This window comes from Candidatus Nitrospira nitrificans (assembly GCF_001458775.1).
GTDB lineage: Bacteria > Nitrospirota > Nitrospiria > Nitrospirales > Nitrospiraceae > Nitrospira_D > Nitrospira_D nitrificans.
In genome coordinates this window covers 67,169-86,356 of the sequence record NZ_CZPZ01000034.1, presented here as the reverse complement: position 1 = coordinate 86,356, position 19,188 = coordinate 67,169, and the positions used below count along the sequence as shown (strand labels likewise).

The following is a 19,188-nucleotide window of genomic DNA, read 5'->3' as shown; positions in this document are numbered from 1 at the left end:
TCAGGGTTTTATTGAGTGCTGAAGGGAAGGGAGCGAGTTTTCATGGTTCTTGAACCACTTCGTTCGATAATTCATCAGGGTTGTCTCCTGGACGACCAGGGCAGACCTCAGCGAGAAGAACACCGCACGTCTGGATACTCTGGCATAAGCCACCGACGACATCTCCTGTCTTCAATCGGTCGACCGCTGCCTCGACAACCCTCGACCATTGCTCACTCGGCACTCGCTGAAACAAAGGTCGATCTGCCAACACATGGATCTGGTGCTCCAAGAGAGACACTATGATCAGCACACCGGTTCGCTCGCGAGTCTGAGAGACGGCATGTTGCGCGAAGGCCCGCTCAGCCCTGAGCCTCACTTTATGTCGCATCCGCTCGGTCAGTGTGAGCAGGCGAATGATCGGGACAAGAGTGCCGAGCCATATTCCTGCCCCATAGGCCAGGACTGTCACCAGTACCAGCCAGGCTGCATTGGAAGCATGCCAGCCCCAGGGAAGCCAGAATAGTTCCGTGCTCAACAGCAGCGTGAGGGTGGACAAGGCAAGGATCAGCCCAGACCAATGTTGCGCGTCGCGGTAGAGTCCGGAACGGCTGACGACCATCGGGACGATTTCCGCATTCGTATGTAGTTCGGCCTCATGGACCGCCAGCCTGATCCGCTCCCGCTCTTCGGCTGTCAGTCGAAGCCCCTCACCAGTTTCCACTGGCACCTCCTCCCCCGAAACTGCCGCCGCCTCCACTAAAGCCGCCCCCGCCGAAGCCTCCACCACCAAGAGAGCCTCCACTCCACCCACCGCCGCGACTGCTGTACCAAAGCCAATCATCCATCCCCCGGTGTCCGGTCCTGTTTCCCGTCCCGGACAGACCGATGACCCAGAGCAGCAGCAGGGTTATCCCACTCGCGACGAGCGCCGGCACAAGCCAGGGCGCCAGCAGCGTCGAGAGCCCTGCGCCCACAACCGGACCGACGAATCGATGGATGTTCATGAACACGAGCCCCACGAGCAATCCAACCACGACGGCCACGACGACCTGTTCGATGACATCGCTCTTCTGTCGAGGGACTGTCTTCTCGGACGCCTGATAGGTCCCCTCGATTGTCTTTAGAATGGCGGTGATTCCCGCCGCGACTCCGCCCGGCATATCGGCGGCGCGAAACCGAGGCACGATCTCATTCCTGATGATTTGTGCCGATCGAGCGTCCGTGAGGACACCCTCCAACCCGTACCCGACTTCGATACGGACCTTGCGTTCCTGGATCGCCACCAACAGCAAGGCGCCGTTGTCGGTGCCTTGCTGCCCGAGTTTCCAAGTCGTCGCGACACGATGCGAGAATTCCTCGAGCGGTTCACCTTCGAGAGAGGGAACGATCAGGACGGCCACTTGATTGCTCGACTGCGCTTCATGCGCCGCCAGTTGAGTGGTCAGTGACTCAACCGTGGAATTCGGCAAGATGTGGGCGAGATCGACGACTCGTCCGGTCAATGGAGGAACATCGAGCGCAGAAGCGGAGGTTGCGAGGGAGAACGTGGCGGCTGCCAGGCAGCAGCAGAATGCGAGGCGAGTCATGCTGAGTAATCTCAACCTGCTCCTCTGTCTCACCCTCGGTTCAAAATTTCACCTCAGGCGGCTTTGCCACTGCCTTTTCATCGGCAACGGTAAAATTCGGCCGTTCTTCGAGGTGGAGGAGAAACTTGGCCGTCAGGTTGGTCGGGAAATATCGGACCATCTTGTTGTATTCGGCGACTCGATCAATGTATCGCTTACGCGCCACGGCAATCCGGTTTTCCGTCCCTTCCAGCTGGCTTTGGAGGTCTCTGAAATTTTGGTCGGCCTTGAGGTTCGGATAATTTTCGGCGATCGCGATCAGTCGGCCTAAGGCCGATGTCAGTCCCGCTTGAGCTTTTTGAAACGCTTCAAATGCGGCCGGATCTTTGAGAACCTCGGGCGTCACTTGCATCCCGGTCGCCTTGGCTCTGGCATTCACAACCCCCTCAAGGGTCTCTTTTTCATGCGCCGCATAGCCTTTGACCGTCGCAACGAGGTTCGGAATGAGGTCGGCCCGGCGCTGGTATTGATTGATCACTTCACTCCATGCCGCCTTCGTATCCTCATCCAGGCCTTGGAGGTCGTTGTACCCACAACCGGAGACCAAACACCCACTGATCATCGCCAGAGTGATCACCGTCTTTTTCCACCAAGTACGCCCCATACCGTCCCTCCTTCGCCAGTAGAGCAGGATGCAGTGTCCCCTCATCTTGCGATCATGCTACCATGGGCATAATCATTAAGATATGTCGGTCAAGAGGGCCCATGCCACGGAAACCATCGATTCAGGAACCTGGCGGGTTTCAAGTACGACATCGCGTTCTTGGTGTCTATCAAGGTCGGGCGATCGACCTTGTCTTCTGGCACCCCTCGTCAGGCATGCCCGAACACGGGCTCTATCGATTTTCAACGCAAGACAAGGCCCAGACGTTGATCGATGCGTTCTCCTCGGCAGTCTCGGAACCGATGGATCAAAACGATTTGACCATCGAGCCGTACGATCGCGCCGAACATGATCGCCTGATCAGCGATAATCCGTTGCCGTCTGCCTGGGAGATGCCGACCTAGGCCTGAAGATCGGGGCTAGCCGGTGACGATCGGCTCGACGGCCTTGGAGAGAACAGTGGACGTGGAACCCGAATGTGATTGGATGAATGTCTGTAGACGTTTGTTCTCTTGAGCTTTGCGGAGAAACTTGAAGGCAATGCCGCGCACACTCACGGACCGTACCATGGCAGCGACTTCGACGGGCGCTTCATCCTCGGCGAGGGCAATCTCCAGATAAAAAATATCGTCGATCCGAACGTGGGTCTTGCTCTCGATGATGCACCCACCCAGGGAGAGGTCCAGCACCATGCCCTCGCCCCTCACCTTCCCTCCGGAAAACGACAGGCACAGCCGAACAGGGATCCGGAGATGTTCCCGGCGCTCAATCGGGTGAGAGGATCCCGTCGTGCTCGCGCGACGGGCGAGGAAACGATGGCGACAGTCTTGGCACTGGAATGGAGCGATCCAAATGAGCGCCGCAACCAGTTCGCGCGGGGTCTGCGGTCGCCCCTGCAATACATCGTCCTTGTGACACCGTGGGCAGGACACCCGGCGACTCATGCGACATGCCTCTCTCTCATATCCAACTCCACAACCAGCCTATGACCGCACTATAAAGGCCTTTCCCCCACAGTCAAGCTGATTGCCATCCGGCGCAAATCGGCTTCCAACAGCCTTCTACGCTAGTCGAGAGATCCGCAAGTGACGCTCACATCGCGCTTAGCGGCGAATCGAAACGAAGAGAGCCCCTGCCCGCCGGCGGACCGACTAGGCGGACTCTGCATGGGGAGATTCCGGCTCGGCGGGAAGGCCGGATTCGACGAAACCGGCTCGGACATATTCGCGATTGAGATTGGCAATGAACCGCACACTGATGCTTTTGGGACAGACGGCTTCGCACTCATACTGATTGCCGCACGAGCCAAACCCTTCTCGATCCATGGCCTCCAGCATCGCGCGCACCCGATGCGTTCGCTCGGGCTTTCCTTGCGGCAAGATCGCCAAATGGGACACCTTGGCCGCCACGAACAGCATGGCCGAGGCATTCTTACATGCCGCGACGCAGGCGCCACAACCAATACAGGACGCGGCATCCATCGCGGTTTCGGCCTGGTCTTTCCCGATCAATAACACGTTCCCATCCACCGCCCCGCCGGTATTGACGGAAATATACCCACCTGCCTGCATGATCCGGTCAAGCGCGCGTCGATCCACCACCAAATCTTTAATGATGGGAAACGCGCGCGCGCGCCACGGCTCCACCGTGATGACGGCTCCGTCGGTAAACCGCCGCATGTACAACTGACAGGTTGAAATGCCCCGATCCGGACCGTGTGGAGTGCCGTTGATCACCAGGGAGCAACTTCCGCAGATGCCTTCCCGGCAATCCTGCTCAAACGCCACCGGCTCTTCGCCCTTGGTGATCAATCCCTGATTCACGCTATCGAGCATTTCCAAGAACGACATGCCGGAGCCGACGTCGTGAGCTTCATACGTCACGAACCGGCCTTTCTCGTCCGGGCTCTTCTGCCGCCAGATTCTCAACGTGAAATTCATGGCCTCGTCGGATGTCCTCTTTGGCGCTCTCGCCTCGCAGCGAAGCGGGCTTCACGATTCACGTCTTATTGATAGCTTCTCGTGGTCGGTTGCACGAACTCGAAGGCGAGGGGCTCCTTGTGCAAGATAGGCACTGCACTCTCTCGGTACTCCCATGCGGCGACATGCGCGAAACGAGTGTCATCGCGCATTGGTTCACCCTCGGCCGTCTGATGCTCTTCGCGGAAATGCGCCCCGCACGACTCTTCCCTATGTAACGCATCGTGACAGAGCAGTTCGGCGAACTCGAGATAGTCCGCCACTCTTCCCGCGTATTCCAGCTCCTGATTGAAGGCTTCTCCCGATCCGGGAACCACGACGTTCCGCCAAAATTCTTCCCGTAGGGCCGGGATCGACCGCAGCGCCAGTTCAAGCCCTGCCTGGTTGCGGGACATGCCGCAGTGATCCCATAAGAATTTGCCGACCGCGCGATGAAATGAGGCCGCGGTTCGACGGCCTTTCGCGTTCAGCAGGCGGCTGATCCTGCCCGTCACGCGCTGAAGCGCCGCGCGTGATTCCCTGTGATCTTCCCCGATCGGGGAGAGCTTCGCCGTCGCCAAATAATGACCGATCGTATAGGGCAGAATAAAATAGCCGTCGGCGAGCCCTTGCATCAAGGAGCTGGCGCCGAGCCGGTTGGCGCCATGATCCGCAAAATTGGCTTCCCCGACCACGAACAGTCCCGGAATGGTGCTCATAAGATTGTAATCAACCCACAGGCCCCCCATCGTATAGTGCGGCGCCGGATAAATCCGCATGGGAACGTGGTAGGCATCTTCCCCTGTGATCCGGTTATACATGTCGAAGAGGTTGCCATAGCGCTCGTGGACCACATCCAGTCCCTGCCGTTCAATCACATCGGCAAAATCCAGGTAGACGCCCTGCCCTCCCGGGCCGACGCCATGGCCTTCGTCGCACACCGTCTTCACGGCGCGGGAGGCGATGTCGCGCGGCGCAAGATTGCCGAAACGTGGGTACCGGCGTTCCAGAAAATAGTCGCGTTCTTCGGCGGGTATGTCGCCGGGTGGCCGGTGATCCGCGGCCATCTTCGGCACCCACAACCGCCCGTCGTTGCGGAGCGATTCGGACATCAGGGTCAACTTGGCCTGGTGTTCGTCCCCCGGCGGGATCGCCGTGGGATGAATCTGCATAAAGCACGGATTCGCGAATGCGGCGCCCTGTTTCCACGCCCGATACGTGGCCGTCACGTTGCTGCCGCTCGCATTGGTCGACAGGTAGTACACATTGCTGTAGCCGCCGGTCGCCAGAACCACGGCATGGCCCGTATGGACACTCACCCGCCCCGTGACGAGATCACGCGCCACGATTCCTCGAGCCCGGCCGTCGACCACGATCAGATCGAGCATCTCGGTCCGTGGGCGCATCGTGACCTGTCCACGCTCAATTTGCCAGCAGAGCGCCGAATAGGCGCCCAAGAGCAGTTGCTGTCCGGTCTGTCCCCGACAGTAGAACGTGCGCGAGACTTGGACGCCTCCGAATGATCGGTTCGCCAACTGCCCGCCGTATTCCCTGGCGAACGGAATGCCGAGCGCCACACATTGATCGATAATTTGCGCACTGACCTGGGCGAGCCGATAGACATTCGCCTCTCGCGAACGAAAGTCTCCACCCTTGATCGTGTCGTAAAACAGCCGGGCCACACTGTCCCCGTCATCCTGATAGTTTTTTGCCGCATTGATTCCGCCTTGCGCCGCGATACTGTGCGCACGCCGCGGGCTGTCCTGAAAACAAAAGCACTCCACCTGGTAGCCGAGCTGCCCCAAGGTCGAAGCCGCGCTGGCTCCCGCAAGGCCGGTGCCGACAACGATGACCGTGATGTTCCGCTTGTTATTCGGACTCACCAGTTTTTCACCGAATCGATGTCGGTCCCATTTGGTTTCCAGCGGACCCGCAGGAACTTTTGGATCCAGCATCGTCATAGGCGCACGACTCCCAAAAAGACCGCCAGGATGATGGCGACGTTGCCGACAACCACGAACAGCGCGACCGCCGGGCCGGCCACCTTGAACAATCTGTTGAGGGCCGCATGTTCCAGACCAAGAGTCTGCATGCTGCTGGAGACGGCATGGCTGAGATGGAAGCCCAGCCCCAGCTGACCCACCACATAGAACGCCACGATGAACGGATTCTGAAAGGCCTGGACGATCTTCCCATAGACATCACGATGTCCTTCGACATCGAGCCGATCGGCGGAAGAGGGATCGAGAACCCCGGCTGTCAGATGCAGGAGGTGAAATATGAGGAAGAGCAAGAGCACAAGGCCGGAGACGGCCATGGTGCGGGACGCCAAAGAAGCTTGACGATACTCGCGGACCGCATAGGCGACCGGGCGGGCTCGACGATTGCGCAAGGTCGACTGGATCGCCAGGGCGATGTGGAGAGCCGCAAGGCTCAGCAACCCGATCCGGGCTGTCCAGAGGACGATCGGCATATCGCGGATAAACGCCGCATAGCCATTCAGCGCATGGGGTCCTTCGAATACCTGAAGATTTCCCAACATGTGAAATACAACGTAGAGCACAAGCCCTAGCCCGCTCAAGGCCATGACGACTTTGCTGCCGACCGATGACTGGAAATGGTTAGACGGGCGTGCCATCCGCGATCATTATACACCGCTTGGATTCACGAAGACTCACGGAGACGTCGGAGACCAGTCCTGTTGCGCAACGGAACAGCGCCGTGAGCCGGGTCGCGCTCGCTCATTTGTCGGACGCAACGAGGACGCGATCGAGCCGTCGACAGTCCGAACGCGCCTGCCCCAAGGCCTCCGATTCGAGATCACGTTGAAGAATATTGTTGAAGTCGTGATGAATCGACGATGATCGTCTACGACAAGAACCCGCCGATTGGGAGGATCAGTCGGCACGGATGAGCCCGCCCTTCTTTGTTGAACGAGACCAGACTCTACGCTGCCATGACACGACCCGGTTGAGGCGATGCCCGCTTGAGCTGAACCGTGCACCAAAACGTTGATCCTCGCCCAGGAGCACTGTCGACACCCACCACGCCCCCCATCAGACATGCCAGTTGCTTGACGATGGCCAGCCCAAGTCCTATCCCGCCATGCTTGCGCGTGGCACTGCCGTCGGCCTGTGTAAACGGTGTAAAGAGGTTGGCTTGGGCGGCCGGCTCGACGCCGATGCCTGTGTCCCGCACTTTCAGACACAGGGTCGTCGTTCCGATTGTACTCTCAGCCACCGTCACGTGAAGAGTGATTTCCCCTTGGACCGTAAATTTGACGGCATTGCCAAGCAGGTTGGTCAAGATCTGCCGAATGCGCACCGGATCACCTTCATATTCCGGGAGAAGATTATCGTCGAGTTCGGCCGTCAGGTTCAGCCCCTTGCTGTTAGCCGGACCGGAAAATAGATCCAAGACATCCTTCACAAGCTGACACAGATCGAACGGGATACATTCGAGCTGCAACTTGCCGGCCTCGATCTTGGAGATATCAAGGATATCATCGACGATTTTCAGCAGGGCCATCCCGGACTTTTGCAAAGTCTCCGCGTACCGACGTTGCTTGTCGTTCAGAGGCGTCTGCAACAAGAGTTCGCCCATACCGATAATGCCGTTCATCGGCGTGCGGATCTCATGGCTCATGTTGGCTAGAAATTGGGACTTCGCGACATTGGCTGCCTCGGCGGCTTCCAACCGTTGGCGCGCCTGGCGCGCCAGGCTCCATTTGGTGGTCAGGGAGATTGCCAATTGCGAGACTTCGATGGAGGAAAACGGTTTTTGCAGGATCAAGAGACGATCGTCGTAGCCCAATCGGCGGATGATGTCGTCCCATGAATGGTCGGTGTAGGCCGTGCAGATCACGGTCTGAATCTCCGAGTCGACCTCCCACATACGCTCGATGGTCTCAAGACCATCCCATCCCGGCGGCATCCGCATGTCCACGAACGCCACCGCATACGGCCGCCCCTCTCGCTGCGCCATTTGCACGAGGGCCACGGCAGTTTGCCCCTGATCGGCATAATCCAGATCGAACCGCGCAAGCGCCTTCTGAAAAGATTCGCCGCCGAATAACGACGCACGTGCTTCATCCAGAGCCTGAGTCTCCGTTTCCGGTTGAAGGATTTTGCGAAAGTCCTCGTGGATCGAATGATTGTCGTCAATGACCAAGACTCGAAGGTTGCCACTGCTCTTGCTAAGATCCGTATTCATATCGCTTGTTCTCACGTCCCTCTACCGGCCTGTCGCTTAGGCGGCGCGGGAGCCAACGGCAGGCAACCACCGGCGGACGGCCTTCTGCATCTCTTTGAGCCCCACCGGCTTCGGCAGAAAACCATCCATCCCGCCCGCAATGCACGCCGTTTCAACAGTGCTCACTGCGTACCCGGACAGGGCGAGAATCGTGACGGGCTTCCCGTCCGTGCCCGTGAATCCCCGTCGGCGAATTTCCGTCGTCGCGGTCAATCCGTCCATCTCCGGCATTTCACAATCCATGAAGATCAGGTCGTATGGGCGCCGCTCCAGCGCCTGGATGACCTCTCGGCCCGTACTCACCATATCGACTGATTCCCCGCAGAGCTCCAGCATGCGGAGAAAGACCTCTTGGTTCGTCGGATTATCTTCAGCTAAAAGGATTCGCGCGCGCGACCGTGGCTTGGAGGAATGGATGCCCGGGGTCTTCTCGTGGCTTCTCGCGATCAAGAGGTCAGGCATCGAGTGGCAATCCGCCTGCTTGTCCTCTCGACCGGCTCTGTCACTCGCGCTCACCTTCTCGAGACAGACCGTAAACCAAAATGTGGAACCGTTTCCTGGAAAACTGGTGAGACCGACGTCTCCCCCCATCAAGGAGACGAGTCGTTGAACAATCGCAAGTCCTAAACCCGTCCCTCCGTATCGCCTCGTCATCGATCCATCCGCCTGGGCGAACGGATCGAAAATTTTCCGCTGCGCCTCCAGAGGAACACCGATTCCGGTATCGCACACCGTTATTTTGAATAAGGTCTTCTCCTGGCGATCCTCGAGACGCTCGATATGAATCAGGATGCCCCCTCGTTCGGTAAACTTCACGGCATTGCTCACGAGGTTCATCAGAATCTGCCGAAAACGCCCGCCGTCTCCTCGCCACAGCGCGGGCAACTCGGGGTCGACCTGACATTCTAAACTGAGCCTCTTTTGCCGCGAGGGTTCACGGAAGAGACCGGCAACATCCTGCACGGTCGCAAATAGGTCAAACTCCGTGATGTGGAGGTCCATCTTGTTCTCTTCGATCTTAGACAAGTCGAGTATGTCGTTGATGATCTGCAGCAACTGCTCGCCGTTATTATGGATGGTTTGGACGAAATGACGCTGCCGGTCGTTCAACAAGGTCGAGAGAAGTAGCTCATTCATGCCGAGCATCGCGTTCATGGGCGTCCGTATTTCATGGCTCATACGCGCTAAGAACTGTGACTTGGCCTGATTGGCCTTGTCCGCCGCCACCTTTGCCTCCTTGAGAGCCTCGACCATGTTCCGTAGTTCATCATTGCGCTGTTGAAGCTCGGCAGTCCGTGTGGCAACCTGTTGTTCGAGATGCTGATTCGTCGTCTGAAGTTCTCGATTGCGTGCATTGACCTGTGCCACGAGGTCTTCAATCTGCAATCGAACGTCTCGCCCCAACGCCCATTTTCTGGTCAATGATGCGGCAATCTGTTGCACCTCAATGGGATCGAATGGTTTTCGAAGGATGAGCAACCGGTCGCCTATTTCTAGTCGTGCCGCGATCTCCGCCCATGAATGGTCTGAATAGGCCGTGCAAATGACCACTTGCAGCCGTCCGTCCGCCTCCCAGAGCCGTTCGATCGTTTCCAAGCCGTCCCATCCCGGCGGCATCCGCATATCGATAAACGCCACCGCATACGGCCGCCCTTCCAGACGCGCCATCTGCACCAACGCCAACGCCGCTTGTCCTTGATCCGCGTAATTCAACTCGAACCGGTCCAGCGCTTTCACAAGCGGCGTCTCTCCGAACAACGTTGCCCGCGCGCGAGTGAGACTCTCTTCCTCGGTCGGGGCTTCAAGGATTCTTCGAAAATCCTCATGGATCGCCCGATTGTCGTCGACCACCAAGATTCGGAGATTTGTATTGTTGTCGACCATGATCCTTCCTGTCCTTCTGCAGGCCGAGAGCGGGAGCATCAGCCCTCACGGCCTCAGGTCTGAGTTTCGTCTTCCACCCGCCATGAACACATGCATATCATTGATGAGGGAAAGCAGATCCTCCGCGCACCGTTGGAGTGTCGTCGCATGCTCGCGCTGAGCGGGACTCAGAGGACTATCCAGCAAGAGATGCACCTTCCTGACAAGCTCGTTCATCGGGGTCAGAATTTCATGGCTCATAATCGCTAGGAATTCTTCCTTCTGACGGAAGGTTGCCTCAATCCCGTTGTGCGGATGGGCTGAGGCGAGATCCGCAGCCCGATCGACGATGTTTGCTTGCAGGCGCTCGTTCGCCTCCCGCAACTCGGCGGTCCGCCGGCTTACGCTGAACGCGAGGCTGTCAATTTGCATTATGACAGCGCGTGCCAGGTGCCATTTCTTCGTCAGCGAGTTGGCCAGTTGGACCACCTCGATACTGTTGAACGGTTTCATCAAGATGAGCAGCTTGTCCGTGTTCCCGATACGACGACTCACATCGTCCCATGGATGGTCGGAATAGGCGGAGCAAATCACGATTTGGACATCCGGGTCGGTGTACCAAATATGCTCGATGGTCTCGAGCCCACCCCACCCCGGCGGCATTCGCATGTCTACAAATGCGACCGCATAGGGATTGCCTCTCCGATGAGCGGACTGGATGAGACCGAAGCCTTCACGCCCCTGGCTCGCAAACTCCAACTCATACCGCACTTGTGGCGGGAGGGTGGGCACCTCTCCAAACAAGGCCGCTCGAGCTTGACTGAGCGTGTCTGCCTCTTGTGGCGGCGCCAAGATCTTGCGAAAGTCCTCATGGATGTTGGCATTGTCGTCGATGATGAGAATACGCCGATTGTCGATCGTCTGATTGCTGTTCATGCGGCAGCTTCCACCACGATCAACGGGAGCTCCAGCGTGAACGTGGCGCCACACCCCTCGCCCGCACTCTGCGCGCGCAATGTTCCGCCAAGATTTTTGGCGGCGATGGCCGCGCTATGAAGCCCAAGCCCATGACCGGCCTTTCTCGTCGTAAAGCCTTGTGCAAACAGCCGAGGGAGATGTTCCTGTTTGATTCCGCCGCCGGTATCGATGACCTCGAATTGAGCGAAGGTCTTAGCCGAAGACACTCCGATACGCAACGTGAGACAGCGGGTGCCCCCCGAGTGCTCCACCATGGCGTTCTTAGCATTGGTGATCAGATTGACTAATACCTGCAAGACTTGGTGCCGATCCGTCATAATGGTAGAGACAGCGTGATATTCTCGCACGAGGCGGATCTGGTACTTCTCCGGCTCGGGAAGCGCCATCAGGACCGCCTGTTCCATGAGGTCCTCAACCGACACGGGCTCACGGATGTTGCCCGCGCGCGCGATATCCTGCTGTGACATGATCGCTTGTTTGATGTGGTCCACTTTTTTTACAAGCGAGTCGAGCTCCCCTTGGATCGCCTGGTGACTTCCACTCAGCGACTCGGCCACCAACCCTAGATACGAAGGGATCTGCTTTCCCTTCGGATCCGCCGTCAAAAATTCCTGTAAGTTATTCTGATGTTCATGAAAGAGCGATGCTATCCGACAGACATCTCCGACCATCGGCTTCTTGAGCGTCTTCAGCAGGGTATCGGTCGAAACATTGATACTATTGAGAACGTTGCCGACATTATGCAGCACACTGGACGCCACATCCGCCATGCCGGCTTGGCGCGAGGCATTCATGAGCTGCTGATACAACTTTTCCTTTTCGGCTTCGGCTTTTTTTCGTTGATCCATCTCGACGTGCAAATTCGTATTCGTGACCTCAAGTTCCAAGTTTTTTTCAAGAATTTGGATGCGCGATGCCTCCAGCTCACTGTTCGCCTCCTTCAGCTGAGAATTCGCGCGGTCAAGCTCGGTGACATCGTGAAATGAGACGAGCGCCCCTCTGACAGTTGACCCATCATCTATAATCGGAACGGTATTGACGATAAATCTCCGCTGTTCACTATCCGGGAGATTCAAGAGGAGGGGAATATGGTCGAGGGGCTGCCGATCCATAACGGCCTTGGTCCACGGATGCACCATAAGCGAATCCGACGGAGTCGCCGACGTCCAACCAAGCGCCCCAAGATCGGTCCCGATCAGCGATGTCACCGGCTTATTGACGGCGCGGCTGAATGAATCGTTGGTGAGGACGATCAGGTCTTGTGCGTCGATCATCACGACGCCTTGCGACAGGGCATCGAGCGCCGCCTTCACACGTGTGGGGACAACGCCGGATGGATCGAGCTGACGGAGCGTGCGCTTCATGAAAAAGAGGTAGCCGAAGAACGCCGTCACGCTGACGAACGCAAGGAACCGCACCCAAGGATCAGTCAGAAACCAGTCTAGCCCTGTCGCCCCTGTTTGGCGGAATGCGATCTGAAGCACACCCCACTGCTGGTTTCCTGCGAAGATCGGAACTTGCAGAAACTGCAGCGTCGATTCGCCGCCTGGCGGCTGCACCCAGACCTGCGCATGCTCGCCGACCTTGGCGACAACCTCACCGTCCCTTTGCAGCAACGCCAGCGACAGAATATCGCGATTCCGGCCGGCAAGCGTTTCCATCCCGAATTTTATGATTTCGACCTGGTCCCGTTCAGCCAAGACTGAGTATTGGATGGCGAGCGACTCTGCTATGGTGCGGCGATACTCAAAAATCTGACGATCGTGGTTAGGCACTAAATTGACAAGAGAATCTCCAGCCAGCATGACGCTGAGCGTCAAACCAACCAGGCCAACGCTGATCCAGACTAAGGGTGTCGCTCGCATAACGTGCTCCCGTACCTCGTGTGCATCTCTTTCCGCTTGATTCTTTGTATTGAAGCGTTCAACACCCAAGCCGGTTGATGGCGCACAGCTCATTGCAGATAGCACAGCAACCAGCCGCAGTGGTGACCCATTTCTTGTGAGAATACTCCCTGGTCTTGGATGTCCCCAGTATTTTTACTTTTTTTGACATGCCGTTCTCCTGTACAGCAGTCATACTGATTAGCCAGTGGCTCTCCCATGACTTTGTCCATCGGCCTTACCCATGACTCTTAATAGGGATCTGTTATGCGGGAAGGCTTATGAGGTGAGGTGAGACAAGACCAACAGCACAGTCACCGGCTTGGTTCCTAAAATCCTTCGCATGGTGGCGTCCCGTCTCCGAGTGATGCCGCCAGATTCTAGGCGCTTCTTTGCTAACAGCCCAACTACGTATATGATCACAACATCTATGATTACAACATCCGTGACAGTAGGGAACTGAACCGACCGCTTCGATCTTTTCTGAATGATGTGGATCGCGCTCGGGGCGACGGTCTCTTATTTCTTATGCAATGGAACTAACAGGATCTTCATTCTCTTCTGGCTCATCCATGGAAATACACAGTTGTGCCTTTTTAGATACAGTTACATTTCAGCGATTCATATATATTTCAAAGCAATAACAATAGCTTGTGAATATCATGTGTGGGCACATGAATTGCTTAGCCTAAAAGTGGACGGCTGTGTTTAAGCATTTGTCTCTATGAGGGAGGACTTGTGCGCAATCAACAAACTTTGGCATCGGCAGTAACCTGTTCTGGTGTAGGTCTCCACTCCGGCCAGTCGGCGTCTATTACGCTGCGGCCTGCTCCCCCTGACACCGGCGTGGTTTTTGTCAATCGCAAGACGGACGTTGATGCATATCTTTCTGCCTCCATTCAACATCGAGTCCCCACCGAATTGTGCACGGCCATCAGCGGCAATGGGTTCCACGTTCAGACCATTGAACATCTGCTCTCGGCGTTGTCTGGTCTTCATATCGATAATGTGTTCATTGATGTATCGGCAAGTGAAGTTCCCGTCATGGACGGAAGCGCCGCCCCCTTTGTCCGATTGATTCAATCTGTCGGTATTGTGCCTCAGAATCGGAAACAACCGTTTCTTAAGATTATGGCGCCGATCGAAGTGAACGAGGGCTCCAAGCGTGTTCGGATCGAGCCTTCTTCCACTCCACGGATCACCTACTCCATTCACTATGAGCATCCCCTGATCAAAACGCAGACCTATGCGTATGATTGCTCTGCAAGCTCATTCGAGAGTGAGATCGCCGAGGCCAGGACGTTCGGCTTTCTGTATGAAGTTCAAGCATTGTGGGCTCGCGGGCTCGGCAAGGGCGGAACCTTAGATAACACCATTGTGCTCTCGGATGACGGGGTCGTTAATGAATCCGGCCTTCGATTCGGCGATGAGTTTGTCCGCCATAAGATTCTCGATCTGATCGGTGACTTTTCCCTCCTGGGGATGCCCTTCATCGGCCACATCGTCGCCGATAGGTCTGGGCATGCACTCCACACTCGGTTGGTCCAGCAGATCTTGACTCATCCAGAAAAGTGGATGCTTCTCAACGCAGAGCCCGCAGGAGAGGGAAAGCGATCGACCGCACACACACTTCACCTTCAGCCTGCCGTCGCCCTTCAGGCTTCGTAGCAGCTTACAAGGATTTGATATCCGGCGGATTGCCGATCTTCAGGTAGGACACGTCCTTCATCTCAGCACATCACAGCATGGTACGCCGGGAGTAAGTGGCCTTACCCCCGGCGCATCATACTACATAGCGGGGATTACTTCTTCTTCTTCTTCGCTGCTTTCTTTGTCGCCAAGAGTCTCACCCCCTTTCTCAGTGTCATGTTAGGCCCGTTGATTGATCCCTACACGGCTTGAATCAACATATCGTCCAACGCCTCGAACGTGTTTGGACCGACCTTCCTAAATCGTTTATCACGCTTGAGCGAGGTGGCAATAGATGTCAGTGGTGTTTTCCCTTTGATCTGCAAACCACCTTCGATGAGGCGCTGCACCAATTCCTTCGCATGCATGGAACGGTTTGACTCCCGGAGGATCTCATAGGCCGCCTGCGGCACGCTTTTCCCAACATACTTACTTCGGCCAAGCAAAATTTCTCGCGATTGATCGGTCACGTCCATGACCTGTTGAGGCCGAATGCCCTTGGAGTCGTCTGCGGGAATGATTTGGTTGGAGAGACTGGCAAGCTTGGCCTTGTCGGCCTCGACGCGGTAGAGAGTTTCAGCAAGTTCGAGGTATTTTTTAATCGTCGCAATTTCTTCATCCAAACGACGACGCTTCTTCTCCAAGTCCTGGAACCGACTTTTGTAGGCGTTGATCCGTTGATCCAGCCCAACGAGAATGTCTCTTAATTCCTCCACAAGCACCTCTCGTAAAGCATGCTTGCTTTATAGCATTGCTTCTAATCTCTGTCAAGTTTCTTGATTCAAATAATGTGTTCTCTCAATAAACATACTCTTGCACACATGTAATCCTTGCCTGCACGTTGTAGAGAAGGCTTGTTTCTGTGGAAAGCACCATTACCACTCGATTTCACACCCGGGCATGCTACAATCCGGCGTGCCGATTCAGCATGACCACCTGTCCAACGACGTCCTACTCGATACGGCGATTGCCGCCGGCAAAGAAGCGGGTGACCTCATCCGAACATATGCGAGTTCAGGGTTCCGCATCGAGTATAAGAATCCCATCAATCTGGTGACTGAGGCGGACCATGCCGCTGAACAGTGTGTCATCGAATGCATCAAGGCTCGCTTCCCCACCCATCGATTCCTAGCCGAGGAGCGTGGCCGTATTGAGGGGGCCCAGTCACCCTATCTCTGGGTTATCGACCCGCTTGACGGCACGACGAATTTCGCTCACGGCTACCCCATCTACTGCGTTTCCATCGGCCTCGAGTATGAGGGGCGCTGCATTCTTGGCGTGGTCGTTGATCCCTCGCGGGACGAACTCTTCACAGCCATCGAACATGGTGGCGCTCGGCTGAACGGTCACCCCATCCACGTAACCAGCACGGCAACGCTTGATCGAAGCCTGCTGGTAACAGGCTTCGCGTACGACATCCGGGACACGCCACGCAACAACCTGGACCATTTTGCCAAGTTTGCACTCAAGGCACAGGGACTTCGGCGAACGGGTTCTGCGGCGTTGGACCTCTGCTATGTGGCGGCGGGACGCTTCGATGGGTTCTGGGAAGTCCGGCTCAATCCCTGGGATATGGCGGCCGGATCAGTCATTGTGAAAGAAGCCGGAGGGCGGCTGACCGATTTCAGTGGGAAAGATCTGTCTATCTACGGACAAGAACTCGTGGCAAGCAATGGGCACATCCACGAGGCCATGCTCCACGTCCTCAACCAAGACGCTCCACGGACATAAGCGCACGTGAGACTCCATCACGATGTACAACAAGAGTGGGGATACGGTATGCTGTGAATATCGCTCAACCGGAGTCTTCACATGGCGCGCGCCGGACCTCCACCAGAACAACCGAACAACAGTCTTTCCGATGATCAAACCGCAGATCCGGCCTGGGACGTGGAATTGCTTCGCGTGCTCGTCAGCCGAAAAGGGATACAAGTTGAAGCCCAATGGGCGATTCACCCCCAGTTGAAGCAGGACTTGTTGCCGACCGAATGGCAGGAAGTGAAGGATCTCATGGCGCAGGTGACCGACATCGTCGGTAATCGCTTCTCCGAAGCTCTTGCGAATGTCGAGCCTATCCCTCCGGGCCATGCCTGATCGTTTCATCGCTCTCTACGTCTTTTTGCTCCACATTATCGAATCACATGGGAGGTTTCCTCATGGACTCGTATTACCATTCGCATGATCTTGGCAAGTTTGCCGATATCGGGAAGGGCAACAAAGCGCTATGGGAGAAGTTCAAGAACTACTACGACGCGGTGTTTGCGGAGAACGCGTTGACGGAGCGAGAGAAGGCGCTCATTGCTCTGGCCGTCGCCCACACCGTGCAATGTCCCTACTGTATCGACGCCTATACCCAGGCTTCACTGGAAAAAGGATCGAATATTGAAGAAATGACCGAAGCCGTCCACGTCGCCTGCGCGATCCGCGGCGGCGCATCACTGGTCCACGGCGTACAGATGCGCAACGTGGCCGAGAAACTGTCGATGTAGGAGGCTTACGGGAGTCAAAGATAGGGATTCTCCGGAATCGCCAGCGTGAAGTGCTTGCCGCGCTCTTCGTACAAGACGCGTTGCGCTGTAAGGTCGTCGAGGATAGGCGACAAAACCGCATCGCTGCAATCGATCCGCCCCGCCAGGGCTGCGCAGATCTGCTCCGCCGTCTTCGCCGACTCATTACAGATCTCAATCACCATCGCCGCCAAGCCTTCATGTCGTCGGCGAGTCGGCGCTTTCGGATTTCGTCCGTCGTAGACTGTCACGTAGTTCGGGGCCTTGGAGTAATACAGAAAGGGCTTGTCTTCGGACTTATGCAGCCGCTGCCAGCTTTCGATTGCAGCGACCAACTCTTGATACAGGTGCGGATCCACCGGCCAGTGGTCGAGCTCATACTCGAAATCATAGGCGATCTTGCTCACATCAACCTGCCGCGCATCGTACACATATTCATATGCCATCCCCGGCCCGATAATCCGGATGCCATACTCATGCGGCCTAGTGAAATAGGGGCTGAAGCGCTGGAGCCAGAACTTGCCGGTGGCTTCCGGAGGTTGCAGGTGAAGCAGTGATGGAATCAGCTCGAGTTGACGCTGGTAATCCTCGTTGGTCTCGCCTGGGAACCCCAACAAGATGTTCCACGACACCCTCACGTGATAATACTGGCTCCACTTGAGACAGACGATGTTCTGCATCGGCGTGACGCCCTTGTCCATCGAGCGCAACTGAGCGAAGCTGAGGCTTTCCAGGCCCGGCTGCATGCACTTCACCCCGCCGGCAGCCAAGGTCTTGATCTGTCGTTTCTGGAGATTGCTCTTGGTTTCGATAAACACGTCCAGGTCGCAATGGTCCTGCGCCAGTTTGCCGAACAGATGGTCGATATAGGCCATGTCGATGATGTTATCGACGAGACGAAACCGGACGGCATCGTAGCGCTGAGAGAGCGCGGCAATCTCCCGCATGACTTGCTCGGGCGCCTTCGCTCGGAACTTCATGCTCTGTGCATTGAGCCCACAGAACGTGCAGTGATGTTTCTCGCCCCACCAACAGCCCCGGGAGCCTTCGTACAGGAGGATGCGATCGAGCCCCTGTGCCTTGTCGCCCAGCTCGCCGAGCAGGTGATAGTAATCGTCATAATCCGGTGGACCGGTCTTGGCAAAATTGGAAAAGAGCGAATCGTTCGGCGTGAGTCCGATCTTCGCGCCCTTCCGGTAGATGACGCCGTTCGGATAGTCACCTTTCTTGCCGGCCAGAACCTGACGAACCAGGGGCAAGAAACTTTCTTCCCCTTCCCCAACTACGACATGATCAATGAAGGGAAACGCCCGGAAGTGTTCCAGCCCCATTTCGCCGTCGAAGTTGGCGCCGCCGAAGACGATGGTCACGTCCGGATACAGATCCTTGATGAGCTTAGCCATCGTGAGACTCGCGACGTTCTGATCGAACGTCGATGTAAACCCGACCAGCTTGTACTGCCCCCAATCGATCGACCGTAGCGCCCAGGTCAGAAACTGCGGAGCAATGCGGGTCGCCATTTCTTCGAAGTAGCCGACCGGCTTCCCGCTCTCCCGAGCGATCTGCTCAAAGACCGGCTTGAACACGTGCGGATACTCCGTGCGCTTCGGATTCTCCCGAAAGAAGAGATAGGAGAAGAGCCACTCGCCGAAAAGCGCGCGTTTCTCGCAAATGCTTTCATGTAACTCCACGCCGATCAGATGGGCAAACCGGACGTTCAAGTGGTGACAGGCGACGGGAATGCCGTTGGCTTTGAGCAGCGCGGAGAGCGTCCCGAGTTGAATCGAGGGATACTTGGCGTAACTGAACGGCATGTTGACGAGCGCCACGTGAGTTTCTTCGCTCATC

18 protein-coding genes are annotated in these 19,188 nt (G+C 56.6%); 5 read left to right on the top strand and 13 right to left on the bottom strand.

Going from position 1 to position 19,188, the window contains the following annotated elements:
* Positions 1-40: 40 nt before the first annotated feature.
* From COMA2_RS17620 to COMA2_RS17610, 3 genes are read right to left on the bottom strand one after another with little or no spacing between them, the layout of a single operon-like run.
* Entirely contained in the window at positions 41-703 is a 663-nt protein-coding gene (locus tag COMA2_RS17620; protein WP_090901506.1) for a TPM domain-containing protein, read from the bottom strand.
* Positions 690-1,568 carry a TPM domain-containing protein gene (locus COMA2_RS17615; protein WP_090901503.1) on the bottom strand — a complete coding sequence of 293 codons (879 nt, stop codon included), beginning with the start codon at positions 1,566-1,568 and terminating at the stop codon, positions 690-692. Before COMA2_RS17615 ends, COMA2_RS17620 begins: the two co-directional genes overlap by 14 nt.
* A gap of 40 nt (positions 1,569-1,608) precedes the next feature.
* Positions 1,609-2,211, bottom strand: coding sequence for a LemA family protein (locus tag COMA2_RS17610; protein WP_090901500.1), 603 nt, complete (start codon positions 2,209-2,211; stop codon positions 1,609-1,611).
* A gap of 101 nt (positions 2,212-2,312) precedes the next feature.
* On the opposite strand from COMA2_RS17610, the gene COMA2_RS17605 reads away from it, so the two are divergent.
* Positions 2,313-2,615: a hypothetical protein gene (locus tag COMA2_RS17605; protein ID WP_090901496.1), complete on the top strand. Its 303-nt coding sequence runs from the start codon at positions 2,313-2,315 to the stop codon at positions 2,613-2,615.
* Between the two features lie 15 nt (positions 2,616-2,630).
* On the opposite strand, the gene COMA2_RS17600 is transcribed toward COMA2_RS17605, so the two are convergent.
* The 8 genes from COMA2_RS17600 to COMA2_RS17565 form a co-directional block, all read right to left on the bottom strand.
* Positions 2,631-3,155, bottom strand: a complete 525-nt coding sequence (locus tag COMA2_RS17600) for a PilZ domain-containing protein (RefSeq protein ID WP_090901493.1) — start codon at positions 3,153-3,155, stop codon at positions 2,631-2,633.
* 207 nt (positions 3,156-3,362) lie between these two features.
* On the bottom strand, positions 3,363-4,151 hold the full coding sequence (locus tag COMA2_RS17595; protein ID WP_090901490.1) for a succinate dehydrogenase/fumarate reductase iron-sulfur subunit: 789 nt from the start codon (positions 4,149-4,151) through the stop codon (positions 3,363-3,365).
* A gap of 65 nt (positions 4,152-4,216) precedes the next feature.
* Complete coding sequence (locus COMA2_RS17590; RefSeq protein ID WP_090901487.1) at positions 4,217-6,130, bottom strand: fumarate reductase/succinate dehydrogenase flavoprotein subunit; 1,914 nt, start codon at positions 6,128-6,130, stop codon at positions 4,217-4,219.
* Positions 6,127-6,807: a succinate dehydrogenase cytochrome b subunit gene (locus COMA2_RS17585; protein WP_090901484.1), complete on the bottom strand. Its 681-nt coding sequence runs from the start codon at positions 6,805-6,807 to the stop codon at positions 6,127-6,129. Before COMA2_RS17585 ends, COMA2_RS17590 begins: the two co-directional genes overlap by 4 nt.
* A gap of 308 nt (positions 6,808-7,115) precedes the next feature.
* The gene (locus COMA2_RS17580) at positions 7,116-8,381 is read right to left on the bottom strand and encodes an ATP-binding protein (RefSeq protein ID WP_090901481.1); all 1,266 of its coding nucleotides are present in this window, start codon (positions 8,379-8,381) and stop codon (positions 7,116-7,118) included.
* Between the two features lie 36 nt (positions 8,382-8,417).
* A complete protein-coding gene (locus tag COMA2_RS17575) occupies positions 8,418-10,304 on the bottom strand; it encodes a response regulator (RefSeq protein WP_090901478.1) in 1,887 nt (628 codons plus the stop codon).
* A gap of 45 nt (positions 10,305-10,349) precedes the next feature.
* Positions 10,350-11,219, bottom strand: coding sequence for a response regulator transcription factor (locus COMA2_RS17570; protein ID WP_090901475.1), 870 nt, complete (start codon positions 11,217-11,219; stop codon positions 10,350-10,352).
* Complete coding sequence (locus COMA2_RS17565; RefSeq protein ID WP_175304699.1) at positions 11,216-13,126, bottom strand: ATP-binding protein; 1,911 nt, start codon at positions 13,124-13,126, stop codon at positions 11,216-11,218. Before COMA2_RS17565 ends, COMA2_RS17570 begins: the two co-directional genes overlap by 4 nt.
* A gap of 756 nt (positions 13,127-13,882) precedes the next feature.
* Between COMA2_RS17565 and lpxC the strand changes: the two genes are divergently transcribed.
* Positions 13,883-14,812: a UDP-3-O-acyl-N-acetylglucosamine deacetylase gene (gene lpxC / locus COMA2_RS17560; RefSeq protein ID WP_175304698.1), complete on the top strand. Its 930-nt coding sequence runs from the start codon at positions 13,883-13,885 to the stop codon at positions 14,810-14,812.
* Between the two features lie 221 nt (positions 14,813-15,033).
* On the opposite strand, the gene COMA2_RS17555 is transcribed toward lpxC, so the two are convergent.
* Entirely contained in the window at positions 15,034-15,549 is a 516-nt protein-coding gene (locus tag COMA2_RS17555; RefSeq protein WP_090901467.1) for a winged helix-turn-helix domain-containing protein, read from the bottom strand.
* 184 nt (positions 15,550-15,733) lie between these two features.
* Between COMA2_RS17555 and COMA2_RS17550 the strand changes: the two genes are divergently transcribed.
* From COMA2_RS17550 to COMA2_RS17540, 3 genes are all read left to right on the top strand, one after another.
* Positions 15,734-16,564 (top strand): inositol monophosphatase family protein, encoded by an 831-nt coding sequence (locus COMA2_RS17550; RefSeq protein ID WP_090901465.1) that lies wholly within the window; start codon positions 15,734-15,736, stop codon positions 16,562-16,564.
* A gap of 81 nt (positions 16,565-16,645) precedes the next feature.
* Positions 16,646-16,927: a hypothetical protein gene (locus COMA2_RS17545; protein WP_090901462.1), complete on the top strand. Its 282-nt coding sequence runs from the start codon at positions 16,646-16,648 to the stop codon at positions 16,925-16,927.
* 62 nt (positions 16,928-16,989) lie between these two features.
* Entirely contained in the window at positions 16,990-17,322 is a 333-nt protein-coding gene (locus tag COMA2_RS17540) for an arsenosugar biosynthesis-associated peroxidase-like protein (protein ID WP_090901460.1), read from the top strand.
* Positions 17,323-17,336: 14 nt separating this feature from the next.
* Here the strand turns inward: COMA2_RS17540 and COMA2_RS17535 are convergent, their stop codons facing one another.
* Positions 17,337-19,187, bottom strand: a complete 1,851-nt coding sequence (locus COMA2_RS17535) for a RiPP maturation radical SAM C-methyltransferase (RefSeq protein WP_090901456.1) — start codon at positions 19,185-19,187, stop codon at positions 17,337-17,339.
* Position 19,188 lies beyond the last annotated feature (1 nt).

Excerpts from the sequence above, each read along its gene's own strand:
- COMA2_RS17610 (WP_090901500.1), bottom strand. The coding sequence starts at position 2,211 with ATGGGGCGTACTTGGTGGAAAAAGACGGTGATCACTCTGGCGATGATC.
- COMA2_RS17575 (WP_090901478.1), bottom strand. The coding sequence starts at position 10,304 with ATGGTCGACAACAATACAAATCTCCGAATCTTGGTGGTCGACGACAAT.
- COMA2_RS17580 (WP_090901481.1), bottom strand. The coding sequence starts at position 8,381 with ATGAATACGGATCTTAGCAAGAGCAGTGGCAACCTTCGAGTCTTGGTC.
- COMA2_RS17595 (WP_090901490.1), bottom strand. The coding sequence starts at position 4,151 with ATGAATTTCACGTTGAGAATCTGGCGGCAGAAGAGCCCGGACGAGAAA.
- COMA2_RS17535 (WP_090901456.1), bottom strand. The coding sequence starts at position 19,187 with ATGAGCGAAGAAACTCACGTGGCGCTCGTCAACATGCCGTTCAGTTAC.
- COMA2_RS17600 (WP_090901493.1), bottom strand. The coding sequence starts at position 3,155 with ATGAGTCGCCGGGTGTCCTGCCCACGGTGTCACAAGGACGATGTATTG.
- COMA2_RS17615 (WP_090901503.1), bottom strand. The coding sequence starts at position 1,568 with ATGACTCGCCTCGCATTCTGCTGCTGCCTGGCAGCCGCCACGTTCTCC.
- COMA2_RS17565 (WP_175304699.1), bottom strand. The coding sequence starts at position 13,126 with ATGCGAGCGACACCCTTAGTCTGGATCAGCGTTGGCCTGGTTGGTTTG.
- COMA2_RS17585 (WP_090901484.1), bottom strand. The coding sequence starts at position 6,807 with ATGGCACGCCCGTCTAACCATTTCCAGTCATCGGTCGGCAGCAAAGTC.
- COMA2_RS17570 (WP_090901475.1), bottom strand. The coding sequence starts at position 11,219 with ATGAACAGCAATCAGACGATCGACAATCGGCGTATTCTCATCATCGAC.
- COMA2_RS17540 (WP_090901460.1), top strand. The coding sequence starts at position 16,990 with ATGGACTCGTATTACCATTCGCATGATCTTGGCAAGTTTGCCGATATC.
- COMA2_RS17605 (WP_090901496.1), top strand. The coding sequence starts at position 2,313 with ATGCCACGGAAACCATCGATTCAGGAACCTGGCGGGTTTCAAGTACGA.
- COMA2_RS17545 (WP_090901462.1), top strand. The coding sequence starts at position 16,646 with ATGGCGCGCGCCGGACCTCCACCAGAACAACCGAACAACAGTCTTTCC.
- COMA2_RS17590 (WP_090901487.1), bottom strand. The coding sequence starts at position 6,130 with ATGACGATGCTGGATCCAAAAGTTCCTGCGGGTCCGCTGGAAACCAAA.
- COMA2_RS17550 (WP_090901465.1), top strand. The coding sequence starts at position 15,734 with ATGCTACAATCCGGCGTGCCGATTCAGCATGACCACCTGTCCAACGAC.